Consider the following 13,921-nt stretch of genomic DNA (forward strand, 5'->3'; position numbering starts at 1 on the left):
ATGCCAGGGGTTTCGGCCGCGCAGTCGAGCCACTATGATCCCGGGGGTCGCCATCAGGCCCCCAACGCCATGTACCCCTCGCTGACCACCTTCAAACCCTGCGATTTGCCGACGCTGCTGAACAGTCTTCAGCCGATTGCGCCGCTCCTCGATACCCTGTCCGACGTGGTGTTTTTCATCAAGGATTGCGAAGCCCGTTACGCCTTCGTCAACCAGACCCTGGCGCGACGTTGCGGTTTCAAACTCAGCGAGGAACTGCTGGGGCGCACCGCCGACATGGTCTTCCCGGAGAACTTCGGCCCGCTGTACACCGAACAGGATCGACGGGTGCTCTCCAGCGGCCGGGTACTGGCCGACCAACTGGAACTGCACCTGTATTTCGGCAACCAGCCGATCTGGTGCCTGACCCACAAACTCGCCCTGAAAGATGAACAGGGTCACATCGTTGGCCTGGCCGGTATTTCCCGCGACCTGCAATCGCCGCAATCCAGTCATCCGGCTTATCAGAAGTTGGCGGCGGTGGATTCGCATATCCGCGATCACTTTGCCCGGCCTATCAGCCTTGCCGAATTGACGGACATTGCCGGGTATTCGGTGGCGCAACTGGAACGTCACTGCAAACGGGTGTTCCAGCTCACGCCGCGGCAGATGATTCACAAGGCGCGGCTGGAAGAGGGTTCGCGGTTATTGCTGCACAGCGATTTGCCAATTACGGAGATTGCCTTGCGCTGTGGGTATACCGATCACAGTGCGTTTAGCCGGCAGTTTCGTGCGTTGACCAGTTTGTCGCCGAGTCAATATCGGGGGGATCGGGGTTAGGGGCGGCCTACAAGCTGGTCTTCGCTTCCGGCCCCGATCCCCTGTAGGAGCTGGCTTGCCGGCGATGGCAGCGTAACAGGCGCTACAGGGTTGATTGATCTGCCGCCATCGCGAGCAAGCTTGCTCCTACGCAGTACACGTACAACCTGGTTGGCCAGTGTTTCTAAAAAGCGCGCCTGCCCAACCATTGCTCCGATATGTAACACCCTATCAACGTCACAACGAATAACTCTGCCGCGATCCCTCCCTACAACGCCGCTACGCCAAGCCCCGACAACAATTTCACACCTCAAACTGGAAACCGGCACAGTGATTGCTATTGTTAATATCGTATACGAAATCCACGATACGATATTTCTACAGCACTTAACCCAACGAGGCCTCTATGAAAAACCCCGCATTTGCCGTAGCCCTCAGCGCTGTTCTCAGTACCTCCTTCATCGCCACCGCCCAGGCCGACAAGCTCGACGACATCATCGGCTCCGGCAAGCTGCGATGCGCCGTGACCCTCGACTTCCCACCCATGGGTTTCCGCGATGCAAGTAACAACCCGGCCGGGTTCGACGTGGACTACTGCAACGACTTGGCGAAGATCCTGGGGGTTGAGGCTGAAGTGGTCGAAACGCCTTTTCCTGACCGTATCCCGGCACTGGTTTCCGGCCGGGCCGACGTGATCGTCGCTTCCACCTCCGACACCCTCGAACGCGCCAAGACCGTCGGCCTGACCGTGCCCTACTTTGCGTTCCAGATGGTGGTGCTGACCCGCGACAACACCGGCATCAACGGCTTCGACGACCTCAAGGGCAAACCGGTGGGCAACACCAGCGGCACCTACGAGGCCATCGCCCTGGAGAAAGACGTGAAGAACTGGGGCACCGGCAGTTTCCGGGCTTATCAGTCGCAGAACGACACGCTGTTGGCCGTCGCCCAAGGTCACATCGACGCTACCGTGGTCACCAATACCGTCGCCGCCGCCACCCTCAAATCGGGCAAGTACAAAAACCTCAAAGTCGCGGGTAACGCGCCCTACGTGATCGACTACGTGTCCCTCGGTGCCAAGCGCAACGAGTACGGTTTGCTCAATTACCTCAATCTGTTCGTCAATCAACAGGTGCGTACTGGCCGCTATGACGAACTGTTCGTCAAATGGGTCGGCACAGAAATCACGCCGACCAACCTGACTGTGCCTAAGGTCTACTACTAAGGTGTCCGGCATGCCCAGGTCCATTTCTCTGACCGGTCGCAGTCTGGTCGCGGGCGCCGCCCAAGGTGCCGTGTTGTTCGCCGATGTCGGATTGAGTTTCTGGGGCGGCGTCGACTCCGCCAGTGGCGAGGTCATCGATCGCCACCATCCGCTCAGCGGCGAACACCTGGCTGGCCGGGTGCTGGCGATTCCCAGTGGTCGCGGCTCGTGCACCGGCAGCAGTGTGATGATGGAACTGATCAGCAACGGCCATGCACCGGCGGCACTGGTGCTGGCTGAACCCGATGAGATCCTGACCTTGGGCGTGCTCGTGGCGCAGACCATTTTCGAGCGCTCTCTGCCGGTGCTGTGCATCGGCCAGGAGGCCTTCGCCGACTTGCGCGGCAAGACTTTCGCTCGGGTCGAAGGGGCAAGCCTGAATCTTTTCGAAGACCTGCCGGGCGATGCCTGGCAGGCACTCGACAATCAGGCGCAGACAGAAGACCAGCGCAGCACGATCGAACTCACCGAACACGATCAGGCGCTGTTCGACGGCCAGCACGGAAAGGCTGCACAAATGGCCATGCAGATCGTCCTGCGCATGGCCGAACTGCAAGGCGCCCGCCATCTGGTGGATGTCACCCAGGCGCACATCGACGGCTGCATTTACACAGGACCGGCGAGCCTACAGTTTGCCCGGCAACTGGTGCAATGGGGCGCGAAGGTTCGAGTGCCGACCACCCTAAATTCGATATCCGTGGACCAGCGCCGCTGGCGCGAGTTGGGCATCGACCCGGCACTTGGCGAACCGGCCAGTGCCTTGGGCGACGCCTACATGGCGATGGGCGCACAACTGAGTTTCACCTGTGCGCCGTACCTGCTCGACAGTGCGCCCAAGGCTGGCGAGCAGATTGTCTGGGCCGAATCCAACGCCGTGGTTTACGCCAACAGCGTACTTGGCGCACGTACTCTGAAGTACCCAGACTATCTCGACATCTGCATCGCCCTGACCGGCCGTGCGCCACTGATTGGCTGCCATCTGGACGCGCAACGCAACGCCCGGTTGCAGATTGTGCTGCCCGACCTCGGTGACTTGGACGATGCCTTTTATCCGTTGCTCGGTTATCACATCGGCACCCTGGCCGGCAGCCGCGTGCCGTTGGTGCTGGGCCTGGAAAACCGCAAGCCAAGCCTCGACGATCTCAAAGCCTTCGGTGCAGCCTTCGCCACCACTTCGGCGGCGCCACTGTTTCATATCGCCGGCGTCACGCCGGAGGCCATCGATCCGTCACGGGTGCTGGAAGCGGACGAATCCATTCCCGTGGAAACAATCCGCCTGAAAGACCTGCTGCTCAGTTGGCGCGAGCTCAACAGTGCCCGTGACAGCCGTGTGGATGTGGTGTCGCTGGGCAACCCGCATTTTTCCCTCAGCGAGTTCGCCCACCTCGCACAACTGTGTCGTGGTCGGCGCAGACACCCGGATGTGGTGCTCGCCATCACTTGCGGGCGAGCCGTGCTGGAACAGGCGCGAGAGGCCGGGCATATCGCCGTGCTCGAGGCCTTCGGTGCCACGCTGGTCACCGACACCTGCTGGTGCATGCTCGGCGAGCCGGTGATTCCGCCGGCCGCGAAAAACCTCATGACCAACTCCGGCAAATACGCCCATTACGCTCCCGGTCTGGTGGGTCGCAAGGTGCACTTCGCCAGCCTCGCCGAATGCGTCAATGCCGCCTGTAACGCCACGGCCAGCGGCCACCTGCCGGCCTGGCTGCAACCTGCCGCCCAACTGGAGAGCCCCGCGCATGTTTGATTACACCTTCCAATGGCGCGCGGCCCTGCGCGCCCTGCCGGACATGCTCGCCGGCGCCGTGGTCACCTTCGAGACCGCGGCGCTGTCGATGATCTTCGGTGTGCTGATTGCCCTGGCCCTGACGGTCATACGCGAAAGCAAAAACCGGCTGCTGCGCGGGTTCGGCAACGGCTGGGTTTCGGTCGCCCGCAACACGCCGTCGTTGTTCCAGGTCTACGTCCTGTACTTCGGTCTCGGCTCACTGGAATTGCACGTCAGCTCATGGTTCGCGCTGCTGGCGGGGATCACGTTCAACAACGCCGGTTATCTCGCGGAAAACTTCCGCGGCGGCCTCAAGGCAGTTCCCACGACGCAGGTGCGCGCCGCCCGCTCACTGGGCATGAGTGCCTTCCAGACCTACCGGATGATCATCATCCCGCAGCTGCTGCGAATTGTTTTCTACCCGCTGACCAATCAGATGGTCTGGGCGGTGCTGATGACGTCGCTGGGGGTGATCGTCGGGCTGAACAATGACCTGACCGGCGTGACCCAGGAATACAATGTCAAAACCTTCCGTACCTTCGAATACTTCGCTATTGCGGCCGTGCTGTATTACGCGATTGCCAAGGCGATCGTCGCGACAGCCCGGCTAATGGCCTGGCGGTTGTTTCGTTACTGAGGAGTGTCCATGTTTGCCACCGATTTTTCCTCGAATGACCTGATGTTCCTGCTCAACGGCGCCTGGGTCACGCTGCAGTTGACGTTCTGGTCGATCATCCTCGGCTCCATCGCCGGGTTGCTGTTCGGCTTGCTGCGCGCGCTGTTGCCACGGGCCAGCCTGCCGCTGGCCTGGGTGCTGGACGTGTTTCGCAGCGTGCCGTTGCTGATCCAGTTCGTGCTTTTCAACTCATTCAAAAGCATCGTCGGCCTGAACATCAGCGCCTTCAGCGTCGGTTGCATCGTGCTTGGCGTGTACACCGCCGCGTACTTCACCGAGATCGTGCGCGGCGGCGTGTTGGCGGTGCCATTCACGGTACGCCGGGCCAGTCGTTCGCTGGGTCTGAGTTTTCTTCAGGACCTGCGCTGGATCGTCCTGCCTATGGCTACCCGAGTCGCCTTCCCCGGCTGGCTGAACCTGGTGCTCGGCGTGATGAAAGACACCGCGCTGGTGATGTGGATCGGCATCGTCGAACTGCTGCGCGCCTCGCAAACCATCGTGACCCGCATCCAGGAACCGTTGCTGGTGCTGTGCATCGCGGGCCTTATCTACTACGTCATGAGCCTGGTGGTTGCACGCCTTGGCGCTCGTCTGGAAAGAAGGTGGCAAGAAAATGATTGAGATCGACAACGTACATAAATCCTTCGGCAACCTGGAAGTGGTCAAGGGCGTGAACTTGACGGTGAACAAGGGCGAGGTGGTGTCGATCATCGGCGGCTCGGGTTCCGGCAAATCGACCCTGCTGATGTGCATCAACGGCCTGGAGCCGATCCAGAAAGGCAACATCCGCGTCGACGGCGTCGAGGTCCATCACAGTGACACCGACCTCAACCGCTTGCGGCAGAAGATCGGCATCGTGTTCCAGCAATGGAATGCCTTTCCGCATTTGACGGTGCTGGAAAACGTCATGCTCGCGCCGCGCAAGGTGCTGGGCAAAAGCAAGGCCGAAGCCGAGGAACTGGCGGTAAAACAGCTGACCCACGTGGGGCTGGGCGACAAGCTCAAGACCTTCCCTGGCAAGTTGTCGGGCGGTCAGCAGCAACGCATGGCCATCGCCCGCGCCCTGGCCATGTCGCCGGACTACATGCTGTTCGACGAAGCCACCTCGGCGCTCGATCCGCAGTTGGTGGGCGAGGTGTTGGACACCATGCGCATGCTCGCTGAAGACGGCATGACCATGGTCCTGGTGACCCACGAGATTCGCTTCGCTCGCGACGTGTCCGATCGTGTGGCGTTCTTTCGCAACGGGTTGGTGCATGAGATCGGGTCGCCGGATCAGGTGATTGGCAATCCGCTGCATGCGGAGACGGCGGCGTTTCTCAAATCAGTGAAATAACCACTGGCCAACTCAACCCTGTAGGAGCTGGCTTGCCAGCGATGGCCGTCAACGATAACGCGTGCAGTCTGGATAAATGCGTCGTCCTTGCAATCTTCGCTGGCAAGCCAGCTCCTACAGAAATCAAGACCGTGACAAGCTAAACAAGGAGCAAAGCATGCGCTCATCAAAAGTCATCCACGTGGTCAGCTGCCACGCCGAAGGCGAAGTCGGCGACGTGATCGTCGGCGGTGTTGCCCCGCCGCCCGGTGCCACGGTGTGGGAACAGTCACGCTGGATCGCCAAGGATGAAACCCTGCGCAACTTCGTGCTCAACGAGCCGCGCGGCGGGGTGTTCCGTCACGTCAACCTGCTGGTCCCCGCCAAAGACCCGAGGGCACAAATGGCCTGGATCATCATGGAGCCGGCGGACACCCCGCCAATGTCCGGTTCCAACTCATTGTGCGTGGCGACCGTGTTGCTCGACAGCGGCATCCTGCCGATGACCGAGCCGCAAACGCGGCTGGTGCTGGAGGCTCCCGGGGGACTGATCGAGGCCGTGGCCGATTGCCGCGATGGCAAGGTCGAACGGGTGGAAATCAAGAATGTGCCCTCCTTCGCCGATCGCCTGGATGCGTGGATCGAAGTCGAAGGTCTCGGCTCGCTCAAGGTCGATACGGCTTACGGTGGTGACAGCTTTGTGATTGCCGATGCCAAGGGCCTGGGCTTTTCCATCCGGCCGGACGAAGCAGCTGACTTGGTGGAAGCGGGACTGAAAATCACCCGTGCCGCCAACGAACAACTGGGTTTCGTCCATCCGCTGAATCCGGACTGGTCGCACATTTCCTTTTGTCAGATTGCCGCGCCCATCGTCCATGAAAACGGCATCGCCACCGGCGCCAACGCGGTAGTCATTCAGCCGGGCAAAATCGACCGCTCGCCCACCGGCACTGGTTGTTCGGCACGCATGGCCGTGTTGCAGGCGAAGGGTTTGATGCAGGTCGGCGAGCGGTTTATCGGGCGTTCGATCCTCGGCTCCGAGTTCCATTGCCGCATCGATTCGCTGACCGAAGTGGCTGGACGCTCCGCGATCTACCCGTGTATTTCCGGGCGGGCCTGGATCACCGGCACCCACCAATTGCTGCTCGACCCGAGCGATCCATGGCCGCAGGGCTATCGCCTCTCCGATACTTGGCCGGGTGCATGACATGAAGCTTTTGTGGCGAGGGAGCTTGCTCCCTCGCCACAAAATTACGGCGTCAGACCAACGGCCCAATAAACCTGTAAAAACCTGAAAAAAGCACTAGCCGAATTCTTTCACTTTAAATATCGTATACGAAATACAAACACGAACTGGAGGTAACAATGAGCAAGCGTATTAACTGGAGTGGCGTCTTCCCGGCGGTGACCACTCAATTCAACGATGACTTCACCATCAACCTGGATAAAACCCATCAGGTGATTTCGAACGTCATCCGTGATGGCGTTTCAGGCCTGGTGGTCTGCGGTTCGGTCGGTGAAAACACTTCGCTGACCGCCGAAGAAAAAATCGCCGTGACAGAAGTCGCGGTGGACGCCTCTCGCGGCCGGGTGCCTGTGATCTGCGGCGTGGCCGAATTCACCAGCGTGCAGGCGGCCAAGGTCGCCAACGCCGTGCGCAAGGTCGGCGTCGATGGCGTGATGCTGATGCCGGCGCTGGTCTACGGTTCCAAGCCGTTCGAAACCGCCGAGCACTACCGTTACGTGGCGAAAAACGCCGACGTGCCGCTGATGGTCTACAACAACCCGCCGATCTACAAAAACGACGTGACCCCGGACATCCTGATATCCCTGGCCGACTGCGACAACGTGGTGTGCTTCAAGGACTCCTCCGGCGATACCCGTCGCTTCATCGACGTGCGCAATGAAGTGGGCGACCGTTTTGTGCTGTTCGCCGGTCTGGATGACGTGGTGCTGGAAAGCATCGCCGTGGGTGCCGAAGGTTGGGTTTCGGGTATGTCCAACGTGTTCCCCAAAGAAGGCGAAACCATTTTCCGTCTGGCCAAGGCCGGACGCTTCGCCGAAGCCATGCCGATCTATGAATGGCTGATGCCGATCCTGCACCTCGATGCCCGCGCAGACCTGGTGCAATGCATCAAGCTGTGCGAAGCCATCGCCGGTCGCGGCAGCGCGCTCACCCGTCCGCCACGTTTGGCTCTGCCGGAAGCCGATCGTGTGTTCGTCGAACAGATCATGGCCAAGGCCCTGGCCAACCGTCCGCAGCTGCCGGACGTCGGTCTCTGAGTGATTGCCGGGCGGACCTTCGCGGTCCGGCCCGGCTGCCTGTTTTTTGCGCCTCTACAGGAAACGCCAGCATGTCCAACACTCAACACATTCCAAGCGCAACCACCCCCTCGGGACTCAAGCGCGTCGTGGCAGCCGCCATGGCTGGCACGGTCGCCGAGTGGTATGAATTCTTTCTCTACGGTACGGCGTCGGCACTGGTGTTCGGCCAGCTGTTCTTTCGCCAGACCGACAGCCCCATCGACGGCATCATCGCCGCCTTCGCCCTCTACGCCGTGGGTTTTCTCGCCCGTCCTTTGGGTGGCCTGGTGTTCGGTCACTACGGTGACAAATTCGGCCGCAAGCGCCTGTTGCAACTAAGCCTGGTGGTGGTCGGCATCACCACTTTCCTGATGGGCTGCCTGCCCGGTTTCGACCAGATCGGTTACGCCGCACCGGTGTTACTGGTGCTGCTGCGACTGATCCAGGGCTTCGCCTTTGGCGGTGAATGGGGCGGCGCGATTCTGCTGGTGTCCGAACACTGCCCGGACAATCGTCGAGGCTTCTGGGCCAGTTGGCCGCAAGCCGGTGTGCCGGCTGGCAACCTGGTGGCGACTGTCGCCTTGCTGCTGCTGTCGTCGAACCTGTCGGAACAGGACTTCCTCGCCTGGGGCTGGCGCGTGGCGTTCTGGTTCTCGGCAGTGGTTGTGCTGATCGGCTACTGGATTCGCACCAGTGTCGATGACGCCCCGATCTTCAAGGAAGCCCAGGCCCGTCAGGCGCAAACCAAGCAACAGCAATTGGGCGTGGTGGAAGTGCTGCGGCACCACTGGCGTTCGGTGCTGGTCGGCATCGGCGCGCGGTTTGCCGAGAACATCCTCTACTACACCGTCGTCACCTTCTCGATCACTTACCTGAAATTGGTGGTGCACAAGGACACTTCAGAGATTCTGCTTTTGATGTTCGGTGCACACTTGCTGCACTTCTTCCTGATCCCGCTGATGGGCTATCTGTCGGACCTGGTCGGGCGCAAACCGGTGTACCTGGTCGGCGCCGTGCTCACTGCGTTCTGGGGTTTCGTCGGATTCCCGATGATGGACACGGGGAACAACTGGCTGATCATGGCGGCGATTACCCTGGGCCTCGCCATCGAGTCAATGACCTACGCCCCGTACTCGGCGCTGATGGCCGAGATGTTCCCGACCCACGTGCGCTACACCGCATTGTCGCTGTGCTATCAGGTGGCGCCGATTTTCGCCGGTTCCCTGGCGCCGCTGATCGCGATCACCCTGCTCAACAAATACCACAGCTCGACACCGATCGCCTGGTACCTGGTGGGCGCCTCACTGATTTCCATTGTCGCGGTCGGGTTGACCCGTGAAACCCGTGGCAAGTCGCTGCACGCGGTCGATGCCGAGTCCGCTGCGCGTATTGCGGCGCTGGACAACACCGTTCCTGCCACCCCGCGCCGGAGCGATTCGCTAGCTTGACTGCGAACGCCAATCCTGTAGGAGCCGGCTTGCTGGCGATTGTCGCGACGCTGTATGCCTGATCCGCCGCCATCGCTGGCAAGCCAGCTCCGACAAGGGTTTCGTTTCAAACTTTATGACCGGAGTTTTTTTCATGTCCGAGATCCTCGGCCACAACTACATCGGCGGAACACGCAGCGCCGCCGGCAACATCGCGCTGCAAAGCCATGACGCCAGCACCGGCGAAGCGCTGCCCTTCACCTTCATGCAGGCCACAGCGGATGAAGTACACGCCGCCGCCCAGGCTGCCGCTGCTGCCTATCCGTCGTTCCGCAACTTGCCCGCCACACGCCGTGCCGATTTTCTCGAAGCCATCGCAGCGCAACTGGATGCCCTGAATGATGAGTTCGTCGCCCTGGTCACCCGCGAAACCGCGTTGCCGAGCGGCCGCATACAAGGCGAGCGCGGCCGCACCAGCGGTCAGATGCGCCTGTTCGCCCAAGTCCTGCGACGCGGTGATTTTTACGCTGCACGCATCGACCGCGCCCTGCCCGACCGTCAACCGCTGCCACGGGTCGACCTGCGTCAATACCGGATTGGCATCGGGCCGGTGGCGGTGTTCGGCGCCAGCAACTTTCCCCTGGCCTTCTCCACGGCTGGCGGTGACACCGCAGCGGCGCTGGCCGCCGGTTGCCCGGTGGTGTTCAAGGCGCATAGCGGGCATATGGCGACTGCCGAAATCGTGGCCGACGCCATCATCCGCGCCGCCGAACAAACCGACATGCCCAAGGGTGTGTTCAACATGATCTACGGCGCCGGCGTCGGCGAAGCGCTGGTCAAGCATCCGGCGATCCAAGCGGTCGGGTTTACCGGTTCGCTGAAGGGCGGACGCGCACTGTGCGACATGGCAGCCGCGCGGCCGCAACCGATCCCGGTGTTCGCCGAAATGAGCAGCATCAACCCGGTCGTGGTACTGCCCGAAGCACTGCAGGTGCGTGGCGAGAAAATCGCCCGCGAACTGGTGGCCTCGGTGGTCCAGGGTTGCGGTCAGTTTTGCACCAATCCTGGATTGGTGATCGGCATCCGCTCACCCCGGTTCAGCGCCTTCACCGCACAGTTAGCCACTTTGATGGCGGAACAACCGGCGCAAACCATGCTCAATGCCGGCACGCTCGGCAGCTACGAGAAAGGCGTGCACGCCTTGATCAGCCATCCGGGAATTACCCATTTGGCGGGTCATGAACAGCACGGCAATCAGGCGCGGCCGCAACTGTTCAAGGCCGACGTGAGTCTGCTGCTCAGGGGTGATCCGCTGCTTCAGGAAGAAGTGTTCGGGCCGACCACAATCATCGTCGAAGTCGCCGATACGACTGAACTGCAACAGGCACTGAACAGCCTGCACGGTCAGCTCACCGCCACCCTGATCGGCGAAGCACAGGACCTGCAAGAGCACGCAGATTTGCTGGTACTGCTTGAACAAAAAGTCGGCCGAGTGCTGTTCAACGGTTACCCCACCGGCGTCGAAGTTTGCGATGCGATGGTGCACGGCGGGCCTTATCCGGCGACATCCGATGCTCGTGGCACTTCGGTTGGCACCTTGGCCATCGAGCGCTTCCTGCGCCCGGTGTGTTATCAGAACTGTCCGGATACGCTTCTGCCCGACGCCCTGAAAAACGCTAACCCGCTGGGTATCGCTCGCCTCATCGACGGCACCAGCGAGCGAAACCCGATCTAAAAACACTCAACAAACCTGTAGGAGCTGGCTTGCCAGCGATAGCGGCCTGACAGTCAACATCGATGTTGAATCTGCCAGCGATGGCGGCCTAACAGTCAACATCGATGTTGAATCTGCCGGCCTCATCGCTGGCAAGCCAGCTCCTACGGGTTATGTGATCAAGCCAGCAACGCCTTCAGGTCGTTGAATACCTGTAGGAGCTGGCTTGCCAGCGATGGCGGCCTGACAGTCAACATCGATGTTGAATCTGCCGGCCTCATCGCTGGCAAGCCAGCTCCTACGGGCTATGTGATCAAGCCAGCAACGCCTTCAGGTCGTTGTACAACGGCTGCGGAATCTGCACCCCCTCCACCAAACTCTGCGCCCGAGCCGTGTAACGCCGCTGTGACGGCAACCGCGCACCCTGCCCCTCGATCCCCTGAAACAACGCCTCGGCCCGGGCCAAATGCTCCGGTGCGGCATCCCCCAAGAAGCGCCGTGGATCCAGCGCAATAATCAGCTCGCCATGGTACGGCGAGGATTTGCTGCCGGCGTCGTACGCCAGCGACTCGGCGCTGGTCAAGTCACCGATCAACGGCCCGGCTATCAACTCGACCATCGCCGCCAGTGCCGAGCCCTTGTGCCCGCCGAAGGTCAACATCGCACCGCTGTCGAGCACGACGTTGGCATCGGTACTTGGCTGGCCCTGCGCGTCCATGCCCCAGCCTTCGGGGATCGCTTTGCCGGCGCGTCGATGCAGTTCGATGTCGCCACGGGCGATGGCGCTGGTGGCGAAGTCGAATACGAAGGGATTCAGGCCTTCGCGCGGCCAGCCGAAGGCAATCGGATTGGTACCGAACACTGGCAACCGTCCACCGGCCGGCGCCACCCAGGCATGGCTCGGATTACACGCCAGCGCCACCAGTCCGGCACCGGTCAGTTGCTCGATCTCCACCCATAACGCAGAGAAATGCACGCAGCGATTGATCGCCAGTGCCGCAATCCCGTTGGCCCGGGTTTTCTCCTCCAGCAACGGCAGCCCCGCCTGAAAGGCCAATTGCGAAAAACCACCGCCGGCATCCACCCTCACGATCGACGGTGCCTGGTCGATCACCTGTGGCTCGGCATCGGCCGACACCTTGCCGGCCCGCAGGGAATTCACACAACCGAGAATCCGGTACAGGCCGTGGGAGGCGCAGCCATCACGCTCACCGGCAATCACCGTCGCCGCCACCGCTTGCGCGTGGGCCAGGTTGAAACCGTTGTGCAAAAGGATCGATTCGGCCAACTCGCGGGCCTCGATCAGGGTCAATCGGATCATGGTCATCTCCTTGAACAGACCGCTCAGGGTGGCCTGTTCGAGGCGGCGTGGCTTGATGGCTTTGGGCGCAGGGAGTGACGAAATCGGCACAGCATTGACGAATAACGTTCATACCAAAGGGTTAATGGCAAACACCCATGTCTACTGGTGAGTGCAGTGTTTTGGCCATAAATTCCAAACGAAATCCAGAACACACAGGGGTGTTGAAAAATGACTGATGAGACGAGCGGAACAACCCGTCGGGCCTTGATGACCACCGGTGCAGTAGTCGCTGCCATGGCAGTGGCCGCGCCTGTACTGGCCGCGCAGCAAGCGCCGTCTGCTGCACCTTCAAGTGGCAAAAGCGACGGCAATGCGAGCGGTTCGGGCACGATCACCGTCAAGGATGGCACCCAGATCTTCTATAAGGATTGGGGCAGCGGCCAACCGATTGTGTTCCACCATGGCTGGCCGCTTTCCAGCGACGACTGGGATACGCAAATGCTGTTTTTCCTCAGCAAGGGTTTCCGGGTCATCGCCCACGATCGTCGCGGTCACGGCCGGTCGTCCCAGACCGCTGTCGGCAACGAAATGGATACCTACGCCGCCGATGTCGCGGAGCTGATGGCGCACCTCGATATCAAGAATGCCGTGCACGTCGGCCACTCCACCGGCGGTGGTGAAGTCGCGCGTTATGTGGCTCGCCATGGCCGTGGCCGCGTCGCCAAAGCGGTATTGATTGGTGCGGTGCCGCCGATCATGCTGCGCACCGCGCAAAACCCCGGCGGGATTCCCCAGGACGTTTTCGATGGCCTGCGCAAAGCCGTGGCCGACAACCGCGCGCAGTTTTATCGCGATTTTCCCAGCGGGCCGTTCTATGGCTTCAACCGCCCGGGCGCGAAAGTGTCTGAAGCGATCATCGATAACTGGTGGCGCCAAGGCATGAACGGCGGGGCCAAGGCGCAGTACGACTGCATTCGCGCCTTCTCGGAAACCGACTTCACCGATGACCTGAAGAACATCGACGTGCCGACCCTGGTGCTGCACGGCGAGGACGACCAGATCGTGCCGATCGCCGATTCGGCCCACCTGTCGATCAAGTTGCTCAAGAAAGGCACATTGAAAACCTACCCAGGCATGCCGCACGGCCTGTGCACCACCAATCCCGAGGTCATCAACGCAGACCTGTTGGCATTCATCAAAAGCTGACGCCAAGACGCTTGATCAATAGAAGCAAGCCAAATCGCAGCTGCCGGACCATGATCAAAATCATGTTCGGCCGCTTGCGTTTCAAGGCATTTGGCCCGAAACCAGCATGTGTATCAGCGACATGATCTCAAAAAGCCTGCCGC

12 protein-coding genes are annotated in these 13,921 nt (G+C 61.0%); 11 read left to right on the forward strand and 1 reads right to left on the reverse strand.

What is annotated here, in order from left to right; translation table 11 throughout:
• Positions 1–69: 69 nt before the first annotated feature.
• The 10 genes from ABVN21_RS12495 (at position 70) to ABVN21_RS12540 (ending at position 11,290) form a co-directional block, all read left to right on the forward strand.
• Positions 70–819, forward strand: coding sequence for an AraC family transcriptional regulator (locus ABVN21_RS12495; RefSeq protein ID WP_339552371.1), 750 nt, complete (start codon positions 70–72; stop codon positions 817–819).
• 385 nt (positions 820–1,204) lie between these two features.
• On the forward strand, positions 1,205–2,023 hold the full coding sequence (locus ABVN21_RS12500; protein ID WP_339552372.1) for a transporter substrate-binding domain-containing protein: 819 nt from the start codon (positions 1,205–1,207) through the stop codon (positions 2,021–2,023).
• A 10-nt stretch (positions 2,024–2,033) separates the two neighbouring features.
• On the forward strand, positions 2,034–3,812 hold the full coding sequence (locus tag ABVN21_RS12505) for an aconitase family protein (RefSeq protein ID WP_339552373.1): 1,779 nt from the start codon (positions 2,034–2,036) through the stop codon (positions 3,810–3,812).
• Complete coding sequence (locus ABVN21_RS12510) at positions 3,805–4,470, forward strand: amino acid ABC transporter permease (protein WP_339552374.1); 666 nt, start codon at positions 3,805–3,807, stop codon at positions 4,468–4,470. Before ABVN21_RS12505 ends, ABVN21_RS12510 begins: the two co-directional genes overlap by 8 nt.
• A gap of 9 nt (positions 4,471–4,479) precedes the next feature.
• Complete coding sequence (locus tag ABVN21_RS12515; protein ID WP_339552375.1) at positions 4,480–5,130, forward strand: amino acid ABC transporter permease; 651 nt, start codon at positions 4,480–4,482, stop codon at positions 5,128–5,130.
• Complete coding sequence (locus ABVN21_RS12520; RefSeq protein WP_339552376.1) at positions 5,123–5,845, forward strand: amino acid ABC transporter ATP-binding protein; 723 nt, start codon at positions 5,123–5,125, stop codon at positions 5,843–5,845. The genes ABVN21_RS12515 and ABVN21_RS12520 overlap by 8 nt, the downstream gene beginning before the upstream one ends.
• Positions 5,846–6,002: 157 nt before the next feature.
• Positions 6,003–7,031 carry a proline racemase family protein gene (locus tag ABVN21_RS12525; RefSeq protein WP_339552377.1) on the forward strand — a complete coding sequence of 343 codons (1,029 nt, stop codon included), beginning with the start codon at positions 6,003–6,005 and terminating at the stop codon, positions 7,029–7,031.
• A gap of 158 nt (positions 7,032–7,189) precedes the next feature.
• Entirely contained in the window at positions 7,190–8,107 is a 918-nt protein-coding gene (locus ABVN21_RS12530) for a dihydrodipicolinate synthase family protein (protein WP_034150208.1), read from the forward strand.
• 71 nt (positions 8,108–8,178) lie between these two features.
• Positions 8,179–9,576, forward strand: a complete 1,398-nt coding sequence (gene abaF / locus ABVN21_RS12535; RefSeq protein ID WP_339552378.1) for a fosfomycin efflux MFS transporter AbaF — start codon at positions 8,179–8,181, stop codon at positions 9,574–9,576.
• Between the two features lie 133 nt (positions 9,577–9,709).
• Positions 9,710–11,290, forward strand: coding sequence for an aldehyde dehydrogenase (NADP(+)) (locus ABVN21_RS12540; RefSeq protein ID WP_339552379.1), 1,581 nt, complete (start codon positions 9,710–9,712; stop codon positions 11,288–11,290).
• Positions 11,291–11,582: 292 nt separating this feature from the next.
• On the opposite strand, the gene ABVN21_RS12545 is transcribed toward ABVN21_RS12540, so the two are convergent.
• Positions 11,583–12,590, reverse strand: a complete 1,008-nt coding sequence (locus ABVN21_RS12545; RefSeq protein WP_339556377.1) for an Ldh family oxidoreductase — start codon at positions 12,588–12,590, stop codon at positions 11,583–11,585.
• Positions 12,591–12,800: 210 nt separating this feature from the next.
• On the opposite strand from ABVN21_RS12545, the gene ABVN21_RS12550 reads away from it, so the two are divergent.
• Positions 12,801–13,778: an alpha/beta hydrolase gene (locus ABVN21_RS12550; RefSeq protein WP_339556378.1), complete on the forward strand. Its 978-nt coding sequence runs from the start codon at positions 12,801–12,803 to the stop codon at positions 13,776–13,778.
• Positions 13,779–13,921 lie beyond the last annotated feature (143 nt).

This window comes from Pseudomonas sp. MYb327, from assembly GCF_040438925.1.
Taxonomy (GTDB): Bacteria; Pseudomonadota; Gammaproteobacteria; order Pseudomonadales; family Pseudomonadaceae; genus Aquipseudomonas.